Annotated in this window: 27 protein-coding genes and 1 riboswitch; of the genes, 11 read left to right on the top strand and 16 right to left on the bottom strand. The window is 38.4% G+C overall.

Annotation, left to right across the window (positions count from 1 at the left end):
* Positions 1–696 precede the first annotated feature (696 nt).
* Entirely contained in the window at positions 697–1773 is a 1077-nt protein-coding gene (locus QUG14_RS24200) for a tetraprenyl-beta-curcumene synthase family protein (protein ID WP_289342996.1), read from the bottom strand.
* An 18-nt stretch (positions 1774–1791) separates the two neighbouring features.
* Positions 1792–2595, bottom strand: a complete 804-nt coding sequence (locus QUG14_RS24195) for an alpha/beta hydrolase (RefSeq protein WP_289342995.1) — start codon at positions 2593–2595, stop codon at positions 1792–1794.
* Between the two features lie 80 nt (positions 2596–2675).
* Between QUG14_RS24195 and QUG14_RS24190 the strand changes: the two genes are divergently transcribed.
* Positions 2676–3188, top strand: coding sequence for a gamma carbonic anhydrase (locus QUG14_RS24190; protein WP_289342994.1), 513 nt, complete (start codon positions 2676–2678; stop codon positions 3186–3188).
* A gap of 46 nt (positions 3189–3234) precedes the next feature.
* Here QUG14_RS24190 and asnB read toward each other — a convergent pair whose 3' ends face one another.
* Together asnB and metK are read right to left on the bottom strand one after the other, a co-directional pair.
* Positions 3235–5127 (bottom strand): asparagine synthase (glutamine-hydrolyzing), encoded by a 1893-nt coding sequence (asnB, locus tag QUG14_RS24185; protein ID WP_289342993.1) that lies wholly within the window; start codon positions 5125–5127, stop codon positions 3235–3237.
* A 207-nt stretch (positions 5128–5334) separates the two neighbouring features.
* On the bottom strand, positions 5335–6534 hold the full coding sequence (gene metK / locus QUG14_RS24180) for a methionine adenosyltransferase (protein WP_289342992.1): 1200 nt from the start codon (positions 6532–6534) through the stop codon (positions 5335–5337).
* A gap of 205 nt (positions 6535–6739) precedes the next feature.
* Positions 6740–6881: riboswitch (SAM riboswitch) on the bottom strand.
* Positions 6882–7099: 218 nt separating this feature from the next.
* On the opposite strand from metK, the gene pckA reads away from it, so the two are divergent.
* Complete coding sequence (gene pckA, locus QUG14_RS24175) at positions 7100–8686, top strand: phosphoenolpyruvate carboxykinase (ATP) (RefSeq protein ID WP_289342991.1); 1587 nt, start codon at positions 7100–7102, stop codon at positions 8684–8686.
* Positions 8687–8724: 38 nt separating this feature from the next.
* Here pckA and QUG14_RS24170 read toward each other — a convergent pair whose 3' ends face one another.
* Both QUG14_RS24170 and QUG14_RS24165 read right to left on the bottom strand, forming a co-directional pair.
* Positions 8725–8967 carry a DUF2584 domain-containing protein gene (locus QUG14_RS24170; RefSeq protein ID WP_289342990.1) on the bottom strand — a complete coding sequence of 81 codons (243 nt, stop codon included), beginning with the start codon at positions 8965–8967 and terminating at the stop codon, positions 8725–8727.
* Positions 8968–9007: 40 nt separating this feature from the next.
* Complete coding sequence (locus QUG14_RS24165; protein WP_289342989.1) at positions 9008–9799, bottom strand: alpha/beta hydrolase family protein; 792 nt, start codon at positions 9797–9799, stop codon at positions 9008–9010.
* Between the two features lie 175 nt (positions 9800–9974).
* Between QUG14_RS24165 and QUG14_RS24160 the strand changes: the two genes are divergently transcribed.
* From QUG14_RS24160 to QUG14_RS24150, 3 genes are read left to right on the top strand one after another with little or no spacing between them, the layout of a single operon-like run.
* Positions 9975–10940 (top strand): ABC transporter substrate-binding protein, encoded by a 966-nt coding sequence (locus QUG14_RS24160; protein WP_483310815.1) that lies wholly within the window; start codon positions 9975–9977, stop codon positions 10938–10940.
* A gap of 22 nt (positions 10941–10962) precedes the next feature.
* Positions 10963–11739 carry an ABC transporter ATP-binding protein gene (locus QUG14_RS24155; RefSeq protein ID WP_289342987.1) on the top strand — a complete coding sequence of 259 codons (777 nt, stop codon included), beginning with the start codon at positions 10963–10965 and terminating at the stop codon, positions 11737–11739.
* A complete protein-coding gene (locus QUG14_RS24150; RefSeq protein ID WP_289342986.1) occupies positions 11720–12526 on the top strand; it encodes an ABC transporter permease in 807 nt (268 codons plus the stop codon). Before QUG14_RS24155 ends, QUG14_RS24150 begins: the two co-directional genes overlap by 20 nt.
* Positions 12527–12546: 20 nt before the next feature.
* On the opposite strand, the gene ytkD is transcribed toward QUG14_RS24150, so the two are convergent.
* Together ytkD and QUG14_RS24140 are read right to left on the bottom strand one after the other, a co-directional pair.
* A complete protein-coding gene (gene ytkD / locus QUG14_RS24145) occupies positions 12547–13026 on the bottom strand; it encodes an RNA deprotection pyrophosphohydrolase (RefSeq protein WP_289342985.1) in 480 nt (159 codons plus the stop codon).
* Positions 13027–13111: 85 nt separating this feature from the next.
* Positions 13112–13435, bottom strand: a complete 324-nt coding sequence (locus QUG14_RS24140) for a hydrolase (protein WP_289342984.1) — start codon at positions 13433–13435, stop codon at positions 13112–13114.
* Between the two features lie 239 nt (positions 13436–13674).
* Between QUG14_RS24140 and QUG14_RS24135 the strand changes: the two genes are divergently transcribed.
* Both QUG14_RS24135 and ytzI read left to right on the top strand, forming a co-directional pair.
* Positions 13675–13932 (top strand): DUF6154 family protein, encoded by a 258-nt coding sequence (locus QUG14_RS24135; RefSeq protein ID WP_179160128.1) that lies wholly within the window; start codon positions 13675–13677, stop codon positions 13930–13932.
* Between the two features lie 143 nt (positions 13933–14075).
* On the top strand, positions 14076–14237 hold the full coding sequence (gene ytzI, locus QUG14_RS24130; protein WP_289342982.1) for a YtzI protein: 162 nt from the start codon (positions 14076–14078) through the stop codon (positions 14235–14237).
* Between the two features lie 38 nt (positions 14238–14275).
* On the opposite strand, the gene QUG14_RS24125 is transcribed toward ytzI, so the two are convergent.
* Entirely contained in the window at positions 14276–14749 is a 474-nt protein-coding gene (locus QUG14_RS24125; protein ID WP_289342981.1) for an S-ribosylhomocysteine lyase, read from the bottom strand.
* 140 nt (positions 14750–14889) lie between these two features.
* On the opposite strand from QUG14_RS24125, the gene yidD reads away from it, so the two are divergent.
* Entirely contained in the window at positions 14890–15117 is a 228-nt protein-coding gene (gene yidD / locus QUG14_RS24120; RefSeq protein WP_289342979.1) for a membrane protein insertion efficiency factor YidD, read from the top strand.
* Here yidD and QUG14_RS24115 read toward each other — a convergent pair.
* The gene (locus QUG14_RS24115; RefSeq protein ID WP_289342978.1) at positions 15114–15677 is read right to left on the bottom strand and encodes a beta-class carbonic anhydrase; all 564 of its coding nucleotides are present in this window, start codon (positions 15675–15677) and stop codon (positions 15114–15116) included. The two genes, yidD and QUG14_RS24115, sit on opposite strands and share 4 nt — an antisense overlap.
* Positions 15678–15888: 211 nt before the next feature.
* Between QUG14_RS24115 and QUG14_RS24110 the strand changes: the two genes are divergently transcribed.
* Positions 15889–16830, top strand: coding sequence for a metal ABC transporter solute-binding protein, Zn/Mn family (locus QUG14_RS24110; RefSeq protein WP_289342977.1), 942 nt, complete (start codon positions 15889–15891; stop codon positions 16828–16830).
* Between the two features lie 89 nt (positions 16831–16919).
* Positions 16920–17078 (top strand): DUF1540 domain-containing protein, encoded by a 159-nt coding sequence (locus QUG14_RS24105; RefSeq protein WP_133367619.1) that lies wholly within the window; start codon positions 16920–16922, stop codon positions 17076–17078.
* Between the two features lie 41 nt (positions 17079–17119).
* On the opposite strand, the gene menC is transcribed toward QUG14_RS24105, so the two are convergent.
* From menC to QUG14_RS24075, 6 genes are all read right to left on the bottom strand, one after another.
* Positions 17120–18229 carry an o-succinylbenzoate synthase gene (menC, locus tag QUG14_RS24100; RefSeq protein WP_289342976.1) on the bottom strand — a complete coding sequence of 370 codons (1110 nt, stop codon included), beginning with the start codon at positions 18227–18229 and terminating at the stop codon, positions 17120–17122.
* Positions 18226–19707 (bottom strand): o-succinylbenzoate--CoA ligase, encoded by a 1482-nt coding sequence (locus QUG14_RS24095; RefSeq protein WP_289342975.1) that lies wholly within the window; start codon positions 19705–19707, stop codon positions 18226–18228. The genes menC and QUG14_RS24095 overlap by 4 nt, the downstream gene beginning before the upstream one ends.
* Positions 19708–19924: 217 nt before the next feature.
* Entirely contained in the window at positions 19925–20743 is an 819-nt protein-coding gene (gene menB, locus QUG14_RS24090; protein WP_289342974.1) for a 1,4-dihydroxy-2-naphthoyl-CoA synthase, read from the bottom strand.
* A gap of 267 nt (positions 20744–21010) precedes the next feature.
* Positions 21011–21823 carry a 2-succinyl-6-hydroxy-2,4-cyclohexadiene-1-carboxylate synthase gene (gene menH, locus QUG14_RS24085; protein WP_289342973.1) on the bottom strand — a complete coding sequence of 271 codons (813 nt, stop codon included), beginning with the start codon at positions 21821–21823 and terminating at the stop codon, positions 21011–21013.
* Complete coding sequence (gene menD, locus QUG14_RS24080; protein ID WP_289342972.1) at positions 21823–23568, bottom strand: 2-succinyl-5-enolpyruvyl-6-hydroxy-3-cyclohexene-1-carboxylic-acid synthase; 1746 nt, start codon at positions 23566–23568, stop codon at positions 21823–21825. Before menD ends, menH begins: the two co-directional genes overlap by 1 nt.
* Before the next feature lies 1 nt (position 23569).
* Positions 23570–24970 carry an isochorismate synthase gene (locus QUG14_RS24075; protein WP_289342971.1) on the bottom strand — a complete coding sequence of 467 codons (1401 nt, stop codon included), beginning with the start codon at positions 24968–24970 and terminating at the stop codon, positions 23570–23572.
* Between the two features lie 357 nt (positions 24971–25327).
* On the opposite strand from QUG14_RS24075, the gene QUG14_RS24070 reads away from it, so the two are divergent.
* Positions 25328–26266 carry a 1,4-dihydroxy-2-naphthoate polyprenyltransferase gene (locus tag QUG14_RS24070; protein ID WP_289342970.1) on the top strand — a complete coding sequence of 313 codons (939 nt, stop codon included), beginning with the start codon at positions 25328–25330 and terminating at the stop codon, positions 26264–26266.
* Positions 26267–26279: the final 13 nt, after the last annotated feature.

The raw sequence follows: 26279 nt of genomic DNA, 5'->3' as shown, positions 1-26279 counted from the left end.
CTGGTCAGGCTGTCGAGAAAGTCTCGACAGCCATTAATTTTTTATAGCTTTAACCATGTACCCGCATTTTTCAAAATAGGTGGCACGTACGCTTTGTCCTCAAGCCCTCGGATTGAGGACTAATCCTTCCGGCTGAGCATCCGATTTGTCCTCAGGAATCCGGATTGAGGACTAATCCTTCCGGCTGTTCGTCCGATTTGTCCTCAAGACCCCGGATTAAGGACTAATCCTTCCGGCTGTTCGTCTGATTAGTCCTCAAGACCCCGGATTGAGGACTAATCCTTCCGGCTGTTCGTCCGATTTGTCCTCAAGACCCCGGATTGAGGACTAATCCTTCCGGCTGTTCGTCCGATTTGTCCTCAAGAACCCGGATTGGGGACTAATCCTTCCGGCTGAGCATACGATTTGTCCTCAAGACCCCAGATTGAGGACTAATCCTTCCGGCTGTTCGTCTGATTAGTCCTCAAGACCCCGGATTGAGGACTAATCCTTCCGGCTGTTCGTCCGATTTGTCCTCCAGACCCCAGATTGAGGACTAATCCTTCCGGCTGAGCATCCGATTAGTCCTCAAACAAACAAATAGCTTGTACAATGTTCAATGAAAAATCGTTATGTCAGACTCAGAATAAAAAAATGCCGAGAAAAATACCCTTTCTCGGCAATCTGACCAGGGGCTTTGGCCTGGTTTTCTCTTTTTTACGAAAGTCTTGTAAATAATGAGGGAATCCATTTCTGAACGGAACGATAGGCTACTCCATTGATATAAAAGAAATAGCTAATAATCCCGCCAGTTTTAATGATACCCTTTGCTAATTTTCGGATATTTTTCTGTTTGCGAACCTTTCCATCAGATAAATAAATTCCTAACAACCCCCGATTAATGAGTTGGTGAAATTTTTTATGCGGTAGAAATTCTGTATGCCTGTCTGCCTCCGTGACAAAATGCTTTAAACGATTAAAAAGGGTCTCTTGATTTTCATAATAAAAACAAAAATTCAAGTCGCCGCCTTCTCGATCTTCTTCTTGGTCAATAAAATAATCTAACAAGATATGAAGACCTTGTATGTATGGAAAGTATCCTTTCCGAATACTTTCTGCATCTTCCGCCTTAAAGTCCTCTCTCATTGCGTAAGAAATCAGACAAAAGATCCCCAATGTGGAGCCAGAGCATGCAGAAAACTCATACCATTCCATCTCTGGGAGCTTGTTTTGATGAACTTCAAACCATTTTTCCAATCTAGGCACACGTTCTTCATGAATTACATGCTTGTGTATTTGCAAGTCACAGTAGTAATTGCAAAGCTCAACCAGGTAGTCTTTTATTAATGGATAATGCTCCACTTCTTTTAAAACAGATCTGCACGTTTGGACTAAATCATGTAAATAACCGCCATCATTTTGATCCTCACGGAACCTGTAATAGTTTTCAGGCTCTCTTTCTAATGTAAGGGCATCATGCATCGATTCATGGAGAGCTGCAAAATCTATTGGATCAAGGGAAGTGCTCCTGTCGCATAGATTATCTAGATAATCGCTTATGGTTTGATAAGCTACGATAAATTTTACTGCCTGTTTATACTCTTCATTCGCAGAAATAGCAAGAATACCTCCACCCTCACAATGGAAGGTTTTATGCTCAATACTTGCTAACGCTTGTGTTCTAAGTTCCTGATTAGGGATACTTTCTGCACGTGCCCTCCAAAACCCTAGTTCTTGATGAACAGCTGGAATAATTCGTCGGTATACTTTCGACATGAGTCTGATTGGCATCATGGAGTAAAACTTCCCTTCTTAAACAATATAACCTATTGCTTTTAATTGGCTGATGACGAAATCCTTTGTGTACTCAAATATATCTTCCCGTTCTGGTTCATTAAAAATTTCATGATAGAGCTTTGGCCATTCCTTGTATCTTTTTTCGGATAAAGGTACATTGTTGAACCATTCTTTAACTGGAACCTTATTTACAATTCTATCATCACCAGCCTGCATAACAAGCATAGGGACATCCTTGGTGCCATCGATTGATAGAAATGCTTCTTTCATTGCCCCTACTAATTCACGATACCACCTAACTGAGACTTTTGTAATGTATAGAGTATCATCCCGATCTGCCTCAATTACATCTTGATTTCTGGTAGCCATATCAACCGTTATACCAGAATTCATTCGTAATGAAGGGAAAACAATATTTATACCATGTGATAATAAGTCTAAAATTTTGGGAGGCGTATGAATCAATCCTAAGCATGGTGATGAGAGAATAACCCCAGCCAAGTCAAACTTTTCTTCCTGCAGCAAACGAATTGCTATTAAGCCCCCCATACTATGTCCGAATAAAAAAACAGGCAATTCATAACGGTAGGCTGCTTTAATCCAATCTTTCACTTCACTTGGATATTCTTCAAATGAATCTATATGGCCCCTGCGGGATCTTGTTGTCATGCCTTGTCCAGGAAGATCACCCATGATGACATGAAATCCGGACCTGCGCCACATTTCGATGAGCCAGCCGTAACGTCGATGATGCTCCATTGCACCATGAACCATCACGATTACAGCCTTCGCTTCCCCTTCTGCTTCCCACTTCCACATAGTTTTTCCCCCTAGAAAAATATTCTATTTAGTATAATATTAAAGTGAATATGCATTACAGTCAAAAAGGAGCGACTTAAATGATTTATCCCTACAAAGGAAAGTACCCAAAAATTGCAGATTCTGCTTTCATTGCAGATTTTACCACTATTACTGGCGATGTCGAAATTGGCGAGGAATCAAGCGTATGGTTTAATTCCGTTATCAGAGGGGATGTCGCACCTACTATTATCGGTAAAAAAGTTAATATTCAAGACAATTCCGTTCTGCACCAAAGTCCAAACAATCCATTGATTCTAGAGGATGAAGTAACAGTTGGTCATCAGGTTATTCTTCATAGCTGCATTATTCGTAAAAAGGCATTAATCGGGATGGGCTCCATTATCCTAGATAAAGCAGAAATCGGGGAAGGGGCTTTTATTGGTGCAGGCAGTCTTGTGTCACAAGGTACAAAAATCCCGCCTAATACCTTAGCATTTGGCAGACCAGCAAAGGTTATTAGAGAATTAAATGAATACGACATTAGTGAGATGAACAGGATTTATACAGAATATGCAGAGAAAGCCCAGTATTATAAGTCATTACAAAAATAATCGTACACAAAAAGCACCCATAATTTTTTTATGGGTGCTTCTTATCTTACTGTTTCATTGTCAACAATTCTTTTTGTCCTGAAAAGGAATACTTGCCTTCTACATATACTTGATGCCAAACCATAAAAATAAGAACGGTCCAAATTTTCCGGCTGTTATCCGCTTTTCCTTGGCAGTGATCTTCAAGAAGGTTTAAAACATAAGATTTATTGATTAAATGGTCTGTGCTGCTTTCGCGAATAATGGTTTTTGCCCACTCATTCATTTCATTCTTCAGCCAATGACGAATTGGCACTGGGAAACCAAGTTTCTTACGGGTTAAAACATGCTCGGGAACAATTCCTTCCGCCGCTTTTCGCAAAATATACTTTGTAGTCCCATTAGCCGTTTTTAAGCTTGTTGGTATTTTGGATGCTGTTTCAAACACCACTTTATCCAAAAATGGCACACGGAGCTCTAAAGAATGCGCCATCGTCATTTTATCTGCTTTCAAAAGAATATCCCCGCGCATCCAAGTATGAATATCAATGTATTGCATAGTGTCAACAGGATCATAACCTTTTGATTCTGCATAGAGCGGTTTGGTGATATCGGTGTAATGTAAGCCTTCACGATATACGGAGAGTAATTCTCTTTTTTCGTCCTCAGTAAACATTTTCGCATTACCAATATAGCGTTCCTCCATCGGAGTTACACCACGTTCAATAAAGCTTTTACCCTTCATTCCCTCAGGCATTATGTTTGCAATCCCTTTTAACAATAATTTTCCTGCTCTTGGGATTTTATTAAACATTTCTAAATCTTGTGGTTCCCGATAAATATTGTAGCCGCCGAATAATTCATCAGCACCTTCACCTGAAAGAACGACGGTTACATGCTTCCTTGCTTCACGAGCCACAAAGTAAAGCGGTATACAAGCAGGATCTGCAAGTGGATCATCCATATGCCACATGATTTTTGGAAGTTCATTCATGTATTCCTGTGGAGTTATAACATAACTGATATTTTCTACGCCCAACTTTTCGGCTGTTTCTTTTGCTACATCGATTTCACTGAATCCCTCGTGCTCGAAGCCAACAGAAAACGTCTTAATAGCGGGGTGAAATTGTTTTGCGATTGATGCAATAATCGACGAATCGATTCCACCTGAAAGAAATGAACCGACCGGAACATCACTTCTCATATGCATTTTTACTGAATCGATTAACACATCTTGTATTTCTTTGATAAAACCTGACTCTGATTTTTGAATCGGATTGAAGTGCGCTTTCCAATACCTTTTGATTTCCATTGGCGCGCCAATCTTCTTTGTAAAATAATGTCCTGGCTCTAACTTATGAATACCTTTAGACATCGTATTTGGTTCAGGAACGAACTGATAAGTCAAATAGTACTGAAGTGAATCATAGTCTAAGACATCATTTTCAAGGGCTAATAGGATACTCTTTTTCTCGGAGGCAAAGAACGTTCTCTCCCCATCTACAAAATAAAAGTATGGTTTAATCCCAAATGGGTCTCTAGCACCGAATAAAGTTTGTTCTTGCTTATCCCAAATCGTAAAGGCAAACATTCCGCGGAGTTTTTCTACAGCCTTTTCTTTTAAATGGCTATAAAGAGCAATAATGACTTCAGTATCCGAATTTGTCGCAAACTGTAATCCTTCTTTGAGCAATTCTTCACGAAGTTCTACGTAGTTATATACCTCTCCGTTAAAAATAATCCAATAACGCTCATTTTCATACGTTAACGGCTGATGTCCGCATTCAATATCAATAATACTTAAGCGTCGAAAACCAAATTGAATATGATCATCATAATAAAAGCCATCATCATCGGGTCCACGATGGGTTATAATATCGTTCATATTTTTGAATTGTTGTTTTTGATCATCACGATAATTTTGTCCTTTGTCGTGTACACAACCAATAAAACCACACATTATGTACGTCACCTACTCCAATCTAAATATCCAAACTAAAAAACATACTCTCTTATCCTACCACTATTCATACAAAAATGTCAGTGTGAAAGGTAGGAAAATTCAGGTACAAATAGTTTTCACCTAATCACATTGCCCTAAACTTAGACGAAGAAATGAAAAAGAGAGTTACATGTAAATGCAACTCCCCTGTGTTTTTCGTGCTGATTAAATATTAGCTTGTTGACGCAAAGCATCTACTTTGTCTGTACGTTCCCAAGGAAGATCAACATCTGTACGACCAAAATGACCATAAGCTGCAGTCTGTTTGTATATTGGGCGACGTAAATTTAACATGTTAATAATTCCAGCGGGACGAAGATCAAAGTTGGCGCTAACAAGATCAACTAGAACATCTTCGCTTACTTTACCAGTACCAAAAGTATCAACTGAAATTGAAACAGGCTTTGCTACACCAATTGCATAGGCAAGTTGGACTTCAACCTTGTCAGCAAGTCCTGCTGCTACAATATTCTTAGCAACGTAACGAGCTGCATAAGCTGCAGAACGGTCAACTTTTGTTGGATCTTTACCAGAGAAAGCACCACCGCCATGACGAGCATAACCGCCGTAAGTGTCTACGATGATTTTTCGTCCTGTTAAACCAGCATCACCTTGAGGTCCGCCGATAACGAAACGACCTGTTGGATTAATGAAATACTTTGTATTTTCATCAATTAGTTCAGCCGGAACAACTGGATTAATAACATACTCTTTTACATTACGCTGAATTTGCTCTAGCGTAATTTCAGGATGATGCTGTGTTGAAATTACAATTGTGTCGATACGGACAGGCTTGTCATTCTCATCATATTCAACTGTTACTTGTGTCTTACCATCTGGACGCAGGTAAGGGAGAAGTTCCTCTTTACGAACCTCTGTCAAACGACGTGCAAGCTTGTGCGCTAAAGAAATTGGAAGAGGCATTAGTTCTTTCGTTTCATTACAAGCAAAACCAAACATTAAACCTTGGTCTCCTGCACCAATTGCTTCAATTTCTTCATCAGACATTTGACCTTCACGTGCTTCAAGTGCCTGATCGACCCCCATCGCAATGTCCGGAGACTGTTCACCAATAGAGGTGATAACACCACAAGTCTCGGAATCAAAGCCATATTTTGCACGATTGTAGCCAATACCTTTAATTGTTTCACGAACAATTTTAGGAATGTCTACATAAGTGGATGTGGTGATCTCGCCAGCAACTAACACGAGTCCAGTTGTTACTGATGTTTCGGCAGCAACTCGGGCATTGGCATCCTTCGCTAAAATAGCATCTAAAATGGAATCAGAAATTTGGTCACACATCTTATCAGGATGACCTTCAGTTACTGATTCAGAAGTGAACAAACGACGTTTTGTTGACATCTGAATTCCTCCTATATTATGAGATAAAAATCAAGGTTCATATGAAGGTTACAGGAAAACTTCTTGAACCACTGACATTGATACGGTACTCATTCCCTTAGTATGAAATAAACAAAGGATTTTTATTAATAACTCTTTTGATAAAAGGTCTTATACAAAACAAAAAACCTTACCACATGAGGAAAGGTTGCTTGAGGGCCTTTCACTCTTATCGTTCAAGGTCAAGCCTTGCGTCAGATTAGCACCTTCGCACTTGAGAAATATAACCGATTAAAATGGTTGGAATTCTCATGAAGCAGGTTGCTGGGTTTCATAGGGCCTGTCCCTCCACCAGCTCAGGATAAGAGAGTATCCGTTCAAATTAGAATAATACCTGAACTTGTCGAACAATGTCAATGAATTTTTTAGTAAATTAAGGCTAAATATATGAAGTCTTTCCATTTCTAAATTATAGTAATTAATACAACCTAATTTCGCTAATTAGTATAGACTATTCAGTTTAATGTGTTATACTAATCGTAAATATAACGAATATAAAAAAACTTGAAGGAAGGGTTCCCTAAAGATGAATTCAGTTCATAGTCCAAATGAGTTAAGCCAATTGTTGGAAGAAAGTAATGTACACATTCAATTGTCCGTACCACAATTAGTCGAAAAAATCTTATCCAGGAACGAAGGTAAATTAACCTCTACTGGTGCTGTTAGTGTCTCAACAGGTAAATATACTGGAAGATCTCCACAAGACAAATTTATTGTTATGGAAGAGTCTATTAAGGATAAAATTGATTGGGGTCATTTAAATCAGCCCATTTCTGAAGATGTTTTTAACAACCTCTATCATAAAGTTTTAGATTACTTAAAAGAAAAAGAAGAAATATTTGTATTTAAAGGTTTTGCAGGGGCTGATAAGAGAACACAATTACCGATTCAAATTGTAAATGAATATGCTTGGCATAATCTATTTGCTCATCAATTGTTTATTCGTCCAAGTGATGAAGAATTACTGACACATAAACCTGGGTTTACGGTACTATCTGCTCCAAATTTCAAAGCGAATCCTCTCACCGATGGAACAAAGTCTGAAACCTTTATTATTATTTCATTCGAACAACGAATCATTTTAATTGGCGGGACAGAATATGCAGGTGAAATGAAAAAGTCTATCTTTTCGATCATGAACTACTTATTACCGGAGAACAATATATTCTCGATGCATTGCTCTGCTAATATCGGTGTTGAAGGTGATGTAGCACTATTCTTCGGTCTTTCTGGTACAGGTAAAACCACCTTATCAGCTGACCCTAAACGTCGCTTAATTGGTGATGATGAGCATGGTTGGTCATCTACCGGTGTCTTCAATATTGAAGGCGGATGCTATGCGAAAACGATTAATTTATCCCGTGAAAAAGAACCACAAATTTTCGACGCCATCCATTTTGGTTCGGTATTAGAAAATGTTGTTCTCAATCCAGAAACAAGAATACCAGATTATGAGGATGGAACTCTAACTGAAAACACTCGTGCTGCATATCCGATTCACGCAATTGAAAATATTGTTCAGCCTAGCATTGCTGGACACCCGAATACTATCGTTTTCTTAACAGCTGATGCATTCGGTGTATTGCCTCCTATCTCAAAATTAACAAAAGAACAGGCCATGTATCATTTCTTAAGTGGTTATACATCAAAGCTTGCGGGAACAGAACGTGGTGTTACATCACCTCAAGCGACATTCTCAACATGCTTTGGCGCTCCATTCCTTCCTTTACCTGCAACACGTTATGCCGAAATGCTCGGTGAAAAAATTCTTGAGCATAACGCCAATGTCTTTCTTGTGAATACTGGCTGGACCGGCGGAGAATACGGTATCGGTAATCGGATGAAGCTTTCCTATACGAGGGCAATGGTTCAGGCTGCAATTGAAGGGGAATTAAACCATGTTGAAACGGTTGAAGACCAAATCTTTGGTTTAAATATCCCAATGCATATTGCAGGTGTACCGGATGAAGTGCTTCAACCAAGCAAAACTTGGTCAGATCCACAGGCATATGAAAAGAAAGCGAAAGAATTAGCAGGGAAATTCCGTGAAAACTTTAAAAAGTTCACCAAAGTTTCAGCTGAAATTGAAGAAAAAGGCGGACCGATTGCCTAATAAAAATGCCCTTATCGCTGCGGATAAGGGCATTTTTTCTAGTTTGTGGAATTTAGTGAAATTAATTGATAGGTAATAAATGTGAAGTTGTTTTGCCATTCCACTTTTTTAATTACAGCTGATCCACTTGTATCACTTTCAAGTGTTTTTCTAACATCAATTGGAATATCAATTGGATAAAGCCTATAGCCTTCTTTTTCTAATAAGAAGAGATTTTCTTCTACTCTCTTTTCCCTGCCTTTTGTTACAATCAATGTGTTTAACTCAAAGGGCATACCCATATGTACCCGCTCCTTGTGTTTTGGACTTACCTTTATTTTATCATCTTTTGATTTGATTTTTCATCCACTGGGTTAAATCCTTTACGATTTTTCTGTTTGTCACAGGAGGGAAGTAGTGCGTAAATTCATCAAAATACCAGCATTCCACATTTTTATTTAGCATCTTTAGTCTTCGTTCAAGCTTGTAGGCATGCTCAACCGATACATTCTGATCATTTACACCATGAATAATTAAAACAGGTGCTACAAGCCTTTCCAGTTCATAGAGAGGAGTTCGCTCTTCATATCTTTCAGGGTATTTTCCTGGCGTACCGCCAATCACCCTCTTCATCATTTTCCTCAAGTCTTTTCTTTCTTCGTAAGTTAACGTCATATCTGATACTCCACCCCAAGTAACAATAGATGCTGCCTCTGGAAACTCTAGTCCTGTCAAGAGGGCCATTACACCTCCTCGAGAGAACCCGAATATATGGATTGGGCCAACGGCAGGTAAAGATTTTAAAAGCATGTAAGCCGCAAAAGCATCCTCTCTGTCCTCTCCAGCAAAGTCCTCATTGCCCTCTCCACCTTGGTTTCCTCGATAATAGGGTGCAAAAACGATGAAGCCTTCAGAAGCAAACTGAGCAATTCTTGATGGCCTCACCTTTCCAACGTTTTTAATTCCACCTCGTAAATATAAAAAACCGTCATAGTTTCTTTTTATACTCGGTTGTGCAAGCAATCCTTTTACTCGCAAGCCATTAGAGAAATAGGTAATCTCCGATAATTCTACATTTGGATTTGGGGAAGGGAAACGATGAACCTCTAGGATTATCCCATCTTGTTTATTCACCTTACATTTCACCTTTCATAAGTATTGAAAAATTTAGTATCTAGGCATTCACACATTTATTTATCCTTCATACGATATGATAGGCCAACAGCCCAGTTATTTTTGTACTAAAGGAGGTTTTGGTGTGAAAAAATGGTTAAAATTTAGTTTCTCTTCCCTTCTCATCATGATTCTAATGTTTTCAATTGCTGCCTGTAATAATACAGAAAAACCCGATACGAAAGAAATAGAAAAGGTCCGTTTAGTCGAAGTGACTCGTTCCATCTTCTACGCCCCTGAATATGTTGCCATCGCTAAAGGGTTTTTCGAAGAAGAGGGCTTAGATGTTGAACTTACTACCGCCTTTGGCGGTGATAAAACGATGACTGCACTGCTATCTGGTGGTGCTGACATTGCCTTAGTAGGCTCTGAGACATCTATTTATGTTTACGCCCAGGATTCAAATGATCCCGTTATTAACTTCGCACAATTAACTCAAACTGACGGTACTTTCCTTGTTTCAAGAGAAAAAATTGATAACTTCTCATGGGACCTTTTAAAAGGAACTACGTTTTTAGGTCAACGTACTGGCGGTATGCCGCAGATGGTTGGAGAATTTGTTCTCAAGAAACATGGCATTGATCCACATCAGGATTTAAATCTAATTCAAAATATCGATTTTGCGAACATCCCAAGTGCTTTTGCATCTGGAACAGGCGATTTTGTTCAATTATTTGAACCGCAAGCAAGTATCTTTGAACTAGAAGGAAAAGGACATATTGTGGCTTCCTTTGGAACAGAATCAGGCCATGTCCCATATACAACCTTCATGACGAAAGACAGTTACATGAGCGAAAACAAAGATATCGTAGAAAAATTCACAAGAGCCATTTACAAGGCTCAGCAATGGGTCCAAACACATAGCTCTGACGAAGTTGCTGAGGCCATTCAATCTTATTTCCCAGATACAGATGTCAAACTCATCAGTACAGTAGTAGACCGCTATAAAGAGCAAGGATCCTTTGCGACTGACCCAATCCTTGATGCGGAAGAATGGAACAATCTTCAGGACATCATGGAGGAAGCTGGTGAACTTCCGGAACAAGTTGACCACAAAACACTAGTAAATACAGAAATTGCTGAAAGTGTTAAAGAAGAATAATACAATTGGGAGGCCGTTCTAAATGAGTTTTTTAGCCATTAAGAATGTTCATCACACTTATTTCACTAAAGCCTCTGCAGCCACGGCCCTCTCGGATATTACTTTGCAAGTTGAGGAAGGGGAATTTGTTTCCTTCCTCGGCCCAAGCGGCTGTGGCAAAACAACATTGCTATCTATTATTGCCGGGTTAATAAAGCCTACCCAAGGAACTATTTTACTTGAAAACAAACCAATATCAGGTTTGAAAAATCAAATCGGCTATATGCTTCAGCAGGATTATCTATTCCCATGGAAAACGATAGAAGAAAATATACTTCTTGGCTTAAAGTTATCCAATCAATTGAATATTGAAACCAAATCAGCTGCTTTAGACCTTTTAAAGCAAATGGGTTTAAGTGGCATTGAGAAGCAACTGCCTAAGCAGCTCTCAGGGGGCATGAGACAGCGTGCTGCTCTTGTAAGGACACTTGCAACAGAACCTAAACTGCTTATGCTGGATGAACCATTTTCAGCATTAGATTATCAAACCAAATTAAAGCTGGAGGATCTAGTATCGAATACACTGGACGTATTCGGGAAAACAGCTATCCTCGTCACACACGATATTGGTGAAGCTATTGCTATGAGCGATCGGGTTGTGCTCTTTTCACCAAGTCCTGGCAGGGTCCATAAAGTAATTCAAATGCCAAATGAACTAAGAAGTTTGTCACCTTTTAACGCAAGAAACCATGAGACATTTTCTAGTATCTTTCAAACGATATGGAAGGAGTTGGAATCACTTGAGTCAAGGAAAGAATAATGTGAACCTCCTCCATAAAAATTATTTACACTCACTAACAATTGAAAAAAGATGGGTTCGTTTTTATCAGTTGGTCATTTTCATCCTCTTTTTTTCTGGTTGGGAGTTTTCCAGTCAACAACGGTGGATAGACCCGCTTCTGTTCAGTTCCCCATCTAAAATTTGGAATTTGTTTTTAGAAAAATTTCAAGATGGATCTTTACTTTCCAATCTTGGTGTAACCTTAACCGAAACCGTTTTTGGTTTTATATTAGGTACACTGCTTGGAACCCTACTGGCCGCTTTACTTTGGTGGTCACCGATGCTTTCAAAAATTATTGACCCATACCTGGTTATTCTAAATGCGATGCCAAAGGTAGCTTTGGGACCTATTCTAATTGTTGCCCTTGGTCCTGGATATCTATCAATTATTGCAATGGGTGCCATTATCTCGGTTATTATTACCACACTTGTCGTTTATACATCATTTAAAGAAGTTGACTCAAACTATTTAAAAGTCCTTCAAACCTTTGGTGCATCACGATTTCAGTGTTTCAAAGAAGCGATTCTCCCTGCCAGCTTTCCTACGATTATTTCAACCTTAAAGGTAAATGTTGGTTTATCATGGGTAGGAGTAATTGTTGGTGAATTTTTAGTTTCTTCTAGAGGACTGGGATACTTGATTATTTACGGATTCCAAGTATTCAATTTCACACTGGTCTTTTTATCGCTAATGGTGATTGCAGTCGTTGCAACGATTATGTATCAACTTGTTGAGCTATTAGAGAAAAAACTTATCAAGGAGTAGCGGCTTATATAAATTTGTCGCTATTCTTTTTTTAATTGGTGCATATCTATATATTTTATACACTCTGGTATCACTTCATCCTTCATGATAAAACTGTACTCATTCCCAAACCTTAATTGCAATATATCTCCCTCAACAACAACAGGACCCTTCGTTTCGTAATAGTTGGTTTTTGTACTTATCTTTTTTATTGTGCCCCAAAAAACAGCTTTCACGAATGATTCATTTTCGTCACTAACTTTATATTCAGCGATTTGGAACAGTTCATCTACCGTTGCACCTGTTTCCTCATATACCTCTCGGCAAGCAGCCTCTTTAAGGGATTCTCCTTTTTCCACTTTTCCTCCTGGAAATTCTAGACCACGAATTATATGATTCGTTAAATACCAACTACCCTTATACTGACAAATAACAAGCACATGCTGTGCTGCCTGCTGGAATGCATTGGTTGAAAATGCTAATTCCACCTTTTTCCCAAATACATCTAGAAATTCTTTCATTCCAATTCTCCCCTTGGTAGCATCTCTTTTATTTATTATAATCGAAAAAAACGGAAAATCCCTAAAACAGGATTTTCCGCTTTTATCAACTTTCTTTAGGCAAGATATTCATGGATTCAATATGATTTTTTGCTTCATCATCACCCAGTTTGTATATCATGCCATATACTTGTTCAATGGTATTGTCATATGCGTCGTTTTCACGGTCATAATGATATTGAACATATGGAACATGGGCTCTAAAAAAGTTTTGCCATTCTGTTGAATAGTTTTGATCAAATAGCTCTCTTAACTGTGTGATTTCCTCATCATTGGCTTGAATTTTAAAACTCCAAGTAGAAGCTGTTGAACTTTGAGAAATTTGCCCATGCCCAACATCTATATAATAGGTCTTTTTTTGCTCATCCATTTTGTCATCCCCTTACTAATATTATTTAAAATTTTCCACAATCAAATAAAATTTATTCTTTTTCAAATTTCGACTCATTTTTTAGAACTGAATCATGTATAATTGTCATAATATTAAGAAAATGGATTTCCGCCATTTTTTACAATCTTTTGCCGCAGCGATAGAGGATATTTTTCATCATTAAGGGAATTGAATAAGTAAGGAAAAATTTTTATAAAATTCTTTGGGGGTGAACACAGATGAGGTTAGTTGACGAGTTATTTCAAATGTATCGAGATAAGCTGACAGGTGATGAAGAGGATATTGATATGTTAGCATTCGCCTTCTTAGAAGAAATGTCACATGAGGACCTTCTCCATCTGATTAAAGAGATGGATAAACAAGAATTATATGATTTAATGGGGCTTTATTTAATTGAGAGCTTGAAAGGAAAGTTTGCCCAAGAAGAGTACGGACAACAGCGCACCCATACTTACTATCCAAGAAATATCCACTGATTAGTACATACCACAATAAAAAGCTCCAGCGCCTAGGCGCTGGAGCTTGATTCAAACAGGAGGAACTGCAGCTGACAGTTCCTTTTTTTTGTAAAAAAAGGGTAAAACCATGCTAAAATAAGAATGTAAAGGGAGGAGATTACATGTATACGATATTGGTGGTAAGCATCATTATTGTTATCGTTGTTCTATTGCTGGCTGTTATTACCACATCAAAAGCCTATTCATTTAAACATACAGTCGATCCACTTGATGATAATCCTTACGTAGATAACGCGAAGAATGTGGATGACGAAAAGCAATAAAAAAATTCCTATTCATGACGAATAGGAATTTCTTTTATTTATGCAAAAACTTGTTTTAAATCTTCTTTACTTTGCTCAAGCCAAAAACGCATTAAACGTTTTGCACCTTCTAAATCGTGAAGCTTTGCTTGTCCGCATTGTCTTTCATTTGCTGCTGGAATCTCAGTTATCTCAACTGCAGTTTTCATCGTATCTTCGAGAAGGTCGATGATTTCTTCAACCTTCGGTTCGCCACTGACAACCAAATAGTAGCCTGTTTGACATCCCATCGGTGAAATATCAATAATATCGAAATGATTATATTTCTCTACGTGGGCACGGAGATTAAAGGCTAGCAAATGTTCTAATGTATGGATAACATCTGGCTTCATTGCTTGTTTATTCGGCTGGCAGAAACGGATATCATATTTATTAACAATTCCGTCTGTTCCTACCTTATGGACACCACAATGTCTTACATAAGGGGCTTTCACGGCATTATGATCTAAATCAAAGCTTTCTACTGAAGGCATTTTTCCCCACTCCTTTTTTACATCTAAACAGTATCATACTATAAATTCCGAGTTTTTTCATCCACATAGTGACATTTAACAATTTAGACGTTTTTTTCTATTTATGATATCTTTTAAGTAATTTGGAAGGGAGTGTCCCTATGTTAAAAAGAATTTTTATTTGGATTATACGCTTTTACCAAGTTGTAATTTCACCGATTAAACCACCTAGCTGTCGTTTCTATCCTACCTGTTCACATTATGGCTTAGAAGCTGTTAACCGGTTTGGAGCTTTAAAGGGCGGCTGGCTAACAGTAAAAAGAATTCTTAAATGCCATCCCTTTCATCCAGGTGGCATTGATCCGGTGCCCGAGAAAAAAGAGGGTTAAACTTGATACCCATCAACAACAAGGTCAAGTTTTCCTGTCTTTGGATCAATGACTAATCCGTGAACTGGAACGCCTTCTGGCATTAATGGGTGGTTTCTTATTACCCCAACACTGTGTTCAACGCTTTCTGTAACATTATCGAATCCATGTAACCATTCTTTTATATTGATCCCAGAATAGGTAAGGGTGTCAATGGTTTCACCCGTTACACCACGGCTCATCATACTTTCAATTACTGGATCCGCTTTTAATCCACTCATTCCACAATCGTGGTGAGCAATGACTAAGACTTCTTCTGCTTGAAGTTGGTATACAGCGATAAGAATACTCCTCATAATACTTCCGAATGGATGAGATACAAGTGCCCCAGCATTTTTAATGGTCTTTACGTCCCCGTTATTTAAATTCAAAGCCTTAGGCAATAACTCCAATAATCTTGTATCCATACAAGTTAAAATGACCGTCTTTTTATTTGGGAATTTTGTTGTTTCATATTTTTCATATTCACGACTTTCAACAAATTTTTGATTGTAATCAAGTATTTCATTCAATAATGACATTATTTTCCCACCTTTTTTTTAATTACTATAAGCATACATAAATACAAACGGATGAAACAATATTTTGCTTGCAATTCATATGTTTTTTTTGTAAGATACATAAAGAAATCGGAATCGTTCCGTATTATACATTTTTTAATCATTTCATTCAAAAAAATTTTCTAATATAAATCGTAATAACTCCGGTTTAAAAACATAAAAAGGAGCACATATGAAAAAGATCATTCTCTTTACTCTATTTATTTTAGTTAGCGGCTTGGTACTGTCTGGATGCAGTGGAGAAAGTAACCAACCGAAAAAACAGAAAGATGAGTTAACCATTTACACGACCGTATTCCCTCTCCAATATTTTACGCAGCGGATTGGAGGTAAATTCGTTAATGTAAATACCATTTACCCGCCAGGAGCAGATGAGCATACCTTTGAACCATCCCAAAAAGATATGATTAAATTGGCCGATTCAGACTTATTTTTCTATATCGGTTTAGGGTTAGAAGGTTTTGTTGAAAAGACAAAGGGATCATTAAGAAATGAAAACGTCTCACTCGTTCCAACTGCTGAGAACTTGAATTTGGAATCTACAGAAGAACATGCTGATCATGAAGAGGAAGAGAATCATGACCACGGAGATATTAATCCACATGTATGGCTTGATCCCATCTATTCTAAAGAAATGGCATCTGTTATAAGAGATTCTTTAGTTGAAAAAATGCCCGAGAATAAGGAAGTCTTTGACCAAAATTTTCAGCAACTAGCGAATGAGTTAGATCAATTAAATTCAGAATTTGAAAGTACAATTAACAACGCAAAACACAAAGATTTCCTTGTAACTCATGCTGCATTTAGTTATTGGGAGCATAGGTATGGTTTAGAAGAAATTAGCATTTCTGGTTTATCAACAACGAATGAACCAACACAAAGAGAATTAGAAAAAATTATCACTCTTGCGGATGAACTAGGCCTCCATTATATTCTTTTTGAACAAAACGTCCAATCAAAATTAGCCGAAATTGTTCAGGAGGAAATTGGTGCAAGTGCTTTACCAGTCCATAATTTAGGGATCTTAACAAAAGAAAATATTGAGGATAATGAAACATACTTTTCACTAATGGAACAGAACTTAAAGTCACTTAAAACCGCCTTAAACTATTAAGTTTCGTTACCTATTACTTACAGGGATGATAATGGGTTAAAAATCATAAGCTATTTCTGTATTACAATTGATATTAAGGAGTGATACGAATGGCACAGGATGTATTATGTGAAGTAAACAACTGCTCTTATTGGGCCAAAGGAAATAAATGCAGTGCTGAAAGTATTTATGTCGTCAGCCATAAAGGAAAAACAGCTGATAATAGTCAAGAAACGGATTGTAAAACCTTCGAACCTTCAGATATATAGTAATAATAAATAAACCAGACACCTGTTGTCTGGTTTATTTATTATTGAAATTTAAATACTTTCTCTAGCACTGTAGTCTCTTGCAGCCTTTTTTTATTGATAGCAACTCCGATACCTGGAGTGTCTGGTACTGCCACATACCCATTTTCAATCGTAACCTCGGGAGTAATGATATCTTCCTCCCAAAATCGACTGGAAGCGGAAATATCGCCGGGAATCGTAAAACCTGGAAGTGAAGCAAGAGCAATATTATGGGCACGAGAAATTCCAAATTCAATCATTCCCCCACACCAAACCTCAATGCCCTTATCATGGCAATAATCATGGATTCTTTTTGCTTCAAACAATCCTCCTACTCTTCCCGCTTTAATATTAATAATTTTACAACTCCCAAGTTCAACCGCATTTTTCGCATCCTCAAAACTTACAATACTCTCATCTAAACAGATGGATGTATTTAGTTCTTTTTGAAGGAATGAATGTTCAATGATATCGTCACTTGCCAATGGCTGCTCAATCATTAATAGATTAAAGTCATCGAGTGATTTTAATCGATTAATGTCTGTTAATGTATAAGCTGAATTTGCATCTGCCATTAATGGAAGTTCTGGAAAATGGCGGCGAATCTCTGCTAGTAAGGAATAATCCATCTGTGGATTAATTTTAACTTTGAACCGTTGATATCCTTCTTCAAGATACGTTTCGATCTGTTTAAGAGACCGGTTTGGTGAATCAGCTGCAATTACAACACCTGAAGCAACTTTTCCTCTTGTTCCTCCAATAATAGAAGACAGGGATTGAGAATTCCTTTTTGCGTACAAATCCCAAATCGCCATCTCTAATCCTGCCTTGGCCATATTATTTCTTTTTACTGACTGAAATAATCGAACTGTGTCTTCAGGTTGTTTAATTGCGGCTGTCATAAGCAAAGGGATCAATACATCAGTTATCATATGTAAACTAGTCTTGACAGTCTCTTCGGTGTACCAAGGAGTTGAAAAGGCTACGCCCTCTCCAAATCCTGACACTCCATCTGAATCAATTACCTCTAGGATTATCCCCTCTCGATCCGTTACTGTACCTAAGTGTGTGTAAAAGGGGGATTTCAACGGCATACTTACCACATTAAGTCGAATCTCTGTAATATTCATTCGCTAACCCCATCTTCACTTACCAATTCAGTTAACTTCCTGCGCAACAGCTTTTTCGAAGCGTTTCTCGGAAGGCTTTCAGTAAAGTGAAAGGTTCTTGGTACTTTGTATTTAGCCAAATGATCTAAACAGTATTGTTGAAGTTGGTTTCCAGTAACTCGTGCACCGTCTTTTCGCACAATAAAGGCAACGGGTACTTGTCCCCAAGTTTCATCTTGTAAACCTGTGACACCCACATCAAATACGTCTGGATGTGATAATAAAACAGATTCAATTTCAGCCGGGTATACGTTTTCTCCACCTGAAATGATGAGATCCGAACGCCGGTCTAGAACGAATAAAAAGCCTTCTTCGTCCGAATAGCCAATATCCCCAGTTTGAAACCAACCCTCATTAAATTTCTCCTTTGTGGCTTCCGGTCGGTTTAAATAACCCGGTGTGACGTTTGGCCCCTTTACAACAATTTCACCGGCTTCTCTTGGTGCTGCAGTTTGTCCATCCTCTAAAAGAATCTTATATTCAGCTTGAAACAATGGTTTACCTGCTGAACCTAGTTTTGAAATGCTGTATTCTGGTGCAAGAGTTACGATTTGTGAGGCTGTCTCTGTCATCCCATAGGTTTGAAAAACAGGAATCCCTTTTTCCATACATGCCTGTAAAAGCGGTAATGGCGCAGGACCACCTCCTAGCAGCATGCCACGGAAATAGTCCGGAAGTTGTGCATTTTTTAGATTTTCAACAATCCTAGATAGCATGGTTCCAACTACAGACATGATGGTAACCTGTTTCGTTTTAATATCTTCTATTGCTTGATTCGCATCAAATGTAGGATGCAAAATAATCGGCATTCCATAAATAACACTCCGCATTAATATTGAATAGCCACTAATATGAAATAAAGGAACACTACATAACCAACGGTCACTTTCGGTATATCCGAGGTTCAAAGCAGAACCAACCGCACTCCACCAATGGTTTCCATAAGTCTGTAAAACGCCTTTTGGATTTCCCGTTGTACCAGATGTATACATAATCGTACAAATGTCCGATAAATTTATTTCTTCCTGTATTTCGGTAAAATCCGCTTGTACTGCGAACAACTCTTCTTTTGTAATACTGGGTATGCTGATTTCTCCCTTTATCTCATAAAAGTCTTCTTCTAGAATTAACGTTACTGCCCCTGAATCATTTAACTGCCATACTAATTCTTTTGCTGCTAGTCGATTATTTAAAATTACTGCCTTAATCCCTACTAATTGAAGTGCAAATAAAATAACGATTGTATCTAAATGATTTCTAAGTAATACACCTATAAATTGATCTTTTTGTACTCCTAAAGCTTGGAGTTTTCCAGCAGTTTGAGAGGATTGATCATATAATTCTTTAAAAGATATTGTCTCTTCATTAAAATAAACTGCCGTTCTATCAGGTGTCAGAAATGCTCTTTTCTTCAGGAAGTTAGGCATGGTTTCATGCATTAATTGTCACCTGCTTTTTTTGTTAGTTACAATTTATGATTTGTCTAGCTGCAGCGCCTAGGGGCTCGGGGTCATAAGCCAATCCGTCAAGAAGGTTAAAGAACAACCTTCTCGCCGGCTCGTCTTATGCCTGTCGCCCCTGTGCGAGGCGCTTCCGCTTTTCGATATAAAAACAGCCTGATGGAGTCCACCAAGCTGCTGCTTAAAAAATTTAGAATCAAGGGAAACGAGGGAATTGACCGAAATCTGGCTTACGCTTTTCTTTAAATGCGTCACGGCCTTCTTTGGCTTCTTCTGTTGTATAGTAAAGCAATGTAGCATCGCCTGCAAATTGTTGAAGGCCTGCTAATCCATCTGTATCAGCATTCATTGCAGCCTTCAAGAAACGAAGAGCGGTTGGGCTTTTTTCTAGAATTTCATTACACCATTGAATAGTCTCTTCTTCCACTCTTTCAAGTGGAACGACTGTATTAACTAAGCCCATATCAAGTGCTTCCTGTGCATTATATTGACGGCATAGGAACCATATTTCACGAGCCTTTTTATGACCAATAATTCTTGCAAGATACCCTGATCCATAACCAGCATCAAAGCTTCCTACATTCGGACCTGTTTGTCCAAATACTGCATTGTCTGCTGCAATTGTTAAATCGCAGACAACGTGTAAAACATGTCCCCCGCCAATTGCATATCCCTTAACCATTGCAATAACTGGTTTTGGAATAACACGAATTAAGCGTTGAAGATCAAGGACATTTAAACGTGGGATTTGGTCTTCACCCACATATCCGCCATGTCCACGTACTTTTTGGTCACCGCCTGAACAAAATGCCTTATCTCCAGCTCCTGTTAATACGATAACGCCTACATTAGAATCATCACGCGCATAGGCAAAAGCGTCGATTAATTCCATTACGGTTCTTGGTGTGAATGCATTATGTACATGTGGGCGATTAATCGTGATTTTCGCGATTCCGTTATATGTTTCATATAGAATTTCTTCATATTTACGTCCTGCTACCCATTCAACTGTCAAAACAATCTCCTCCTTAGTTTTGGCTGTGTTAATGTAGTCTGTTGATTTCCACTACAGGCACTTCGCTTTCCGCGGGCGGTCCGGGGAGCCTCCTCGGCGCTGAAGCGCCTGTGGGGTCTCCCCTGCCCCGTCCTCCCGCAGGACATTGATTTACTTCCTCGAATCTGCCCACGCACGAAGAAAATGCGATAGCAATTTTCGAGGAGTCTTCGTGACTTCCGCTCCAATCAACAGAATGCCAAAATTAATAATTAGCATTAACACAGCCTAGTTTTTTATTGACAAAAAGTCACTTACTATTGTACCAAATTTTTCTTTTTGTTCCACATGAATTGCATGACCACTTTGATTAATTACAATCCATGAAGCTTTTTTCATTTTTTGTAGCATTTTTTCGGCGATTTTACAGAATTTTTCATCCTTATCTCCTGTTAACAGTAACACTTCACAATGAAGTAAAAACAACTTTTCCCACCAAGAAGGCTGAGATCCTGTTCCCATCCCTAACAAACTATTAGCAAGACCCCTAGTATTATTGGATAAGCGTTGTTCCCTAATTGATTTTTTAACTGGACTAGGGAGAGTACCCATGGTTGAGAAGAGTGGTATTGCTTCCCAGTGGTCTACGAAGGATTTAATTCCTTGCTCATTTATAAAGTTTGCTAGTTCTCCGTCTTTCATACGGCGTTGCATTCTTTCTTCGTCCGTCTTCAGCCCTGGAGACGCACTTTCTAATATAAGCTTTCGGACTCTCTCAGGATATAGAATGGCTAAGGTCAGAGCAAGCCTGCCGCCCATTGAATACCCTAGTAAATCGATTTGGTCTATTTCTAGCAGGTCTAGCAGCCTTATTAAATCACTAGCTACTGATTCCATTTGATAATATTTTATCTCATCTGGTGATGCTGTTTTTCCATGTCCGATAATGTCTGGGATAATTAATCTTGAATGCTTTCCCCAAATCGGACAGAAAGGTGTCCATGTGGAAGAATCTCCAGTAAAGCCATGTAATAAAAGTAATGGAAATCCTTCGCCGCACACTTCGACATGAAAATCTAAATTGTTAATTTTCACCTGCATTAATGAACACCTTTGACAAAATTTGATATTTCCTCGGAAACAATCTGCCAAAATTCACGGTGCTGTGTCAAATTACTGTTCCTGTTTGTTAACACTTCGTATACATTTAATCCTTTTACTTGTGTTGATTGGTTCATTAGATCACTAAGATCATCCCAACCCTCCACTTTCGTGTAATTCCCATTGAACATCTGGACAGCACGCTCAAATTCTAAGTCTAATGGGGTACCAAATAAAAGTTCGAAATTTTTTGGATGCTGTGATTGTGGCAGGAAGGAGAAAATCCCGCCTCCATTATTGTTGATTACAATAATTCTAATGTCTATACCATAAAGCTTAGAAGCAATCATTCCATTTAAATCATGGAAAAAAGTTAAATCTCCTAAAACTAAATATAATGGTTGAGAGTAAATGGCCGCACCTAAGGCAGTGGAGACTGTTCCATCAATACCATTTGCGCCTCTATTCGCCATTACCTTGATTGATTTATGATTATTGAGAAAGAAACTATCCAAGTCTCTGATAGGCATACTGTTACCAACAAACAGTGTTGCATTCTCAGGTAGCATTTCTGCTAATTGGTAGAATAAGCGACCTTCACTTAATGTTTGACTATCCTTTATAAGAGCCATATTTGCTTTGGTAAGATTATTAACTTCCAGCCATTTCTCTAAAAATTCCCCAGTCTTAGCTCTTTCAGTAAATGCTAACAACTGCTCGCAAAATATCGTTTCATTACAGAAAACCATTTCCGTTGATAATGATCCCGGATCTCTCCAGCCACCTGCCCCATCGATAACTAATTGTTCTGTCTGGTGATTCTCTTTTAAGAAAATGGCAAGAGCCTTAGATATAGGCATTGCTCCAAAACGAAGAATCACATCCGGTTTTAAAAATGACTTAGCATCTTCGTTTCGCAAAAATGTATCATATGTTTCCACAATATTTTCTATATTGTGTTGTCCACTCCTAAGCTGTGACAAGGGATCTGCTAGAATTGGAAATTTCAAAACCGTTGCTAATTCTGTGACAGCTTGAGCAAATTGGTCGTCAGCAATGTTTCCACAAATAATAATTCCGTTTTTACCATTCAACTTTTGAGCAATTTCCCTAAATTCATCCTCACGAAGGGTCATTTCACCGTTTCGAACCTTTACATAACCCAGGGGACGTTCCTCTATTCGGAAGGTATCCTCATCTATTTTTGGAATGAGAGGTTCCCTAAACGGGAAGTTCAAATGAACTGGTCCCGCAGGTGCCTGACTGGCAATGGCTGCAGCCCGTGCACAAACAGTCCGGGCATAACGGATCATGTCATTACTGCTTTCTGGCAAAGCCATGTCAGCAAACCATTTTACATGCTGACCATATAAATGAATTTGATCAATTGCCTGCGGCGCTCCCACTTCTCTAAGTTCATGTGGACGGTCAGCGGTTAGTACAAGTAATGGTACGCGTGAATAGCGTGCTTCAACAATTGCCGGATAATAGTTCGCTGCAGCGGTACCAGAGGTACATAATATAGCAACTGGCTTGTTTGTGGATTTTGCAATTCCCAAAGCAAAGAAAGCTGCTGAACGTTCATCCACATGAATATGAATATTAATTTCTGGATGTTCAGCCATAACCATCGCCATAGGAGTTGACCTAGATCCTGGACTGACCACAACATCTTTTACTCCTGTCTGTACCAACTCGACAACAAAGGCAGCCAAATATGCTGTTAATGATATTTGATGATCCATATTAATTTCCTCCAAGGGCACGAAGCATCGGTCTAAATTTCAAACTTGTTTCTAAGTATTCACTTTCTGAATCTGAATTCGCTACGACACCACATCCTGCAAATAAAGAAGCCTCTTTGCCTTGAATGAGACCGGATCGTATAGAAACTGAGAATTCGCCGTTTCCACGATAATCGACCCAGCCGAGTGGTGCAGCATAAAAACCACGATCTAACTCCTCAACTTGTCTAATTTTCTCAACAGCTTCTTGTTTAGGAAGTCCACCCAGCGCTGGAGTAGGATGCAGCCTTTCAACAAGTAAAAGCAACGATGCATCCTTTTGACACTTTCCAATTACAGGCGTATAAAGATGCTGAATATCCCTTATCTTCATTAATTGTGGCTTATCTGGAAGAATGATTTCCTCACATGACTCATCTAATGCTTCTTTAATCATTTCTACCACAAATCCATGCTCAATAAGGTTTTTCTGATCATTTAGCAAAGTTTCCCCAAGCATCTTGTCTTCAGTTTCCGTTTTTCCCCGTCTAATCGAACCAGCAAGACAAGTTGAGAAAACATCGTTTCCTTGTTTCTTCACTAGTCTTTCAGGTGTTGCACCAATAAAACAGTCACCATTGGATTCAAAAACAAAGATAAAGCTATCACGTTGCTGATTATATAAATTTTCAAGAATATTCTCTGCTTTAACTTGATTATTAAAAAATAATCTTAATTCGCGGGCAAGAACAACCTTTTTCAATGAACCGTTTTTTAAATCTTCAACCACATCGTCCACGCTTTGTTTCCATTGCAGTGGTGCAATTTCTTTCGTTTCCAGGAGTTTAGCCGGATTACGATTAAAATCTTGATCAAAAGAATTAAGTAATTGCGTACGTTCGCTGATTACCTTTTCAAAAAGTGAAAAATCATCATTCGGCGTACAAACAATATTGGAAGTTAAAAACGTTTGACCCTCAACCATCGTTAACATATATTTTGGAATATGAAATAAACAATCAGCGTATTTAGACCAAAGTGTCGTTTTAGCTTTAAGTGGATCAAAGGAGAATCCGCCAAACATAACGGGACCTAAACCGTTTTCTTTGTATGGATTAAAAATAAGACTGTCCTTTAAAAATCTTTTCCACTCCTCTTCAACATGAAAAAAGCGGTCAGTAGCCTGATCCGACTGAATTTGTTTTGTTATGCCAAGGCCAATAAGTACAGTTTTTTCCGATGGGTCTTTCCAATAGAAACGTTCCCCCAGATAGCGGTCTCTACCGCTATTGAAAAACGCTAAGGGGTCAATCGTGTCCATTTTATGAACTTCACTGATTAGAACGGGCCGGCCGAGTTTTTGAGCAGTCGTAATAGCCAAAAGACCCCTTTCCTTCAATTCCGTTTCCTGAATGGTAACCAAAAAAATCCCTCCAAAACAGTCAAATGACTGTTATCCATTCATTTTAATGCCTATTTAAAGATACCTCTTTCATTGTAAAGAAGTCAGTAATACTTGTCACTACCTAACCTCTTCACTATTATTATATCTTAAATCATACCGAACAGGGTTGTATTTGATTTTCATTCGTTTATTTCATTTTCCCTCTAAAATGCCTTTAATAATCCGACAGGAATTATCTGCCACTTTATCTAATAAAAAATAATTGACACTCGTTGTCAGATTCTAATAAACTAAGGTTTGGAAGTTTTATTGCCATAGTAGAAAATACGCTATTTATATAGAGATAAAATAAATTTATTAAAGGGAGAGAAGAGTATGCAGCCAAATTTACAGCACACTTCAAAGCCTGCTGTCGAATCGAATCGCGGTTTTCAAGTTTGGTGGCAAATGACCCGTCCCCATACTTTAACAGCATCATTTGTCCCAGTCTTGCTTGGTACAGCACTTGCACTTTCACACGGGAAAATACACTTTGGTCTTTTCTTTGCCATGTTAATTGCAAGTTTATTGATTCAAGCAGCAACCAATATGTTTAATGAGTACTATGATTTTAAACGTGGACTCGATAATGAGCATTCAATCGGAATAGGCGGTACCATTGTCCGTGATGGAATTAAGCCGAAAACAGTCATGCAGTTAGCACTAAGCCTTTATGGTATTGCACTATTAATTGGGGTCTATATTTGTATGAGTACTAGTTGGTGGCTGGCAGCCCTTGGGCTTGTTTGTATGGCAGTTGGTTATTTATATACAGGAGGACCTTTTCCAATTGCTTACACTCCATTTGGAGAGATTTTTGCAGGGTTCTTTATGGGTATGTTAATCATTTTAATTTCATTTTTCATTCAAACTGGAACAGTAACATCTACTAGCGTTCTGATCTCAGTCCCAATTTTAGTTCTTGTGGGTGTTATTAATTTCTCTAATAACATTAGGGACTTAGAGGGCGATAAGGAAAATGGCCGAAAAACATTAGCGATTCTTATCGGTAAAAAGAAGGCCGTTACGTTAATGACTTATTTGTTCGTTTTCTCATTCCTTTGGGTATTTGGACTAATTATCACCGGTGTTGCTCCAATTTGGACAGCACTCGTGCTTCTTAGCATACCTAAGGCAGCAAAAGCAATTAAAGGCTTTATCGCAGGTGACTCACCGATCCAAATGGCTCCTGCCATGAAAGCAACAGCACAAACAAATACAATCTTTGGTTTCTTACTCGCGATTGGTATTTTTATCGGACACTTTGTATCGTAATAAAAAGGCTTCT

Origin of the sequence: Neobacillus sp. CF12, assembly GCF_030348765.1 — a bacterium.
In the GTDB taxonomy this organism is placed as follows: Bacteria; Bacillota; Bacilli; order Bacillales; family Cytobacillaceae; genus Neobacillus.
This window is presented reverse-complemented; position numbering and strand designations above follow the sequence as displayed.